The sequence below is a fragment of the Shinella sp. SUS2 genome (genome assembly GCF_001262505.1).
Taxonomy (GTDB): Bacteria; Pseudomonadota; Alphaproteobacteria; order Rhizobiales; family Rhizobiaceae; genus Shinella.
This window is the reverse complement of record NZ_KQ410829.1, coordinates 1-1,126: the sequence shown is the minus strand read 5'-3', so window position 1 is coordinate 1,126 and position 1,126 is coordinate 1. Positions and strand designations below refer to the sequence as shown.

Here is a 1,126-nt window from a genome sequence, read left to right as displayed (position 1 = left end):
AGCGACAAAAGATTCCATTCTGAGATTCCCAGCCGTGGCAGAATGTGCGACGGTTTCGTATGCGCACAGGGATTATTTTCGACGTTACCGCTGCCGATCGGGTTCGGCTTGAAACAATCGTTGCGGGCCGCAGTTCGCCGCAGAAGCATGTCTGGCGCGCGAAGATTGTCCTGATGAGCGGCGATGGACTGGGGACGGTTGCCATTATGCAGGCGACCGGTAAGTCCAAGCCGTGCGTCTGGCGCTGGCAAGAGCGGTTTATGTCCGAGGGCGTCGATGGCCTGCTGCGCGACAAGAGCAGGCCGCCGGGAACTGCGCCGCTTGATGGCAAACTGGTGGAACGGGTCGTGGCGCTGACGCTGGATCCGCCTCGACAGGAGGCGACGCACTGGACCGTCCGCGCCATGGCGAAGGCCGTTGGGATCGCGGCCTCTTCAGTGGTCAAGATCTGGCATGAGCATGGGCTGGCACCTCATCGATGGCGCAGCTTCAAACTTTCGAATGACAAGGCGTTTACCGAGAAACTACATGATGTGGTCGGCCTTTATGTCTCGCCGCCGGCTCACGCCATTGTCCTATCCGTCGATGAAAAGAGCCAGATCCAGGCGCTCGACCGCACACAGCCGGGTTTGCCCCTGAAGAAGGGGCGCGGCGGCACGATGACACATGACTACAAACGCCACGGCACGACGACCCTGTTCGCCGCCCTCAACGTTCTCGACGGCTCGGTGATTGGCCGGAACATGCAACGTCACCGGCATCAGGAGTTCATCCGGTTCCTCAACGCCATCGAGGCCGAACTCCCGAAGGACAAGTCCGTCCACGTCATTCTCGACAACTACGCGACCCATAAGCAGCCGAAGGTTCGAGCCTGGCTGGCAAGGCATCCGCGATGGACCTTCCACTTCGTTCCGACATCGTGCTCATGGCTAAACGCAGTTGAAGGCTTCTTCGCGAAACTGACGCGCCGTCGGCTGAAGCATGGCGTCTTCCACTCCGTTGTCGACCTGCAGGCCGCAATCAACCGCTTCGTCAAAGAGCACAATCAGGAACCAAAGCCATTCATCTGGAAGGCAGACCCGGATGACATCATCGCAGCCGTCAAACGAGGGCACCAAGTGTTGGA

1 protein-coding gene is annotated in these 1,126 nt (G+C 59.6%); it reads left to right on the top strand.

Features of this window, described 5'->3' with window-relative positions; genetic code table 11:
- Positions 1-59: 59 nt before the first annotated feature.
- The coding region (locus AKG11_RS33525) for an IS630 family transposase (protein ID WP_050747158.1) at positions 60-1,126 on the top strand (1,067 nt) is incomplete at its 3' end.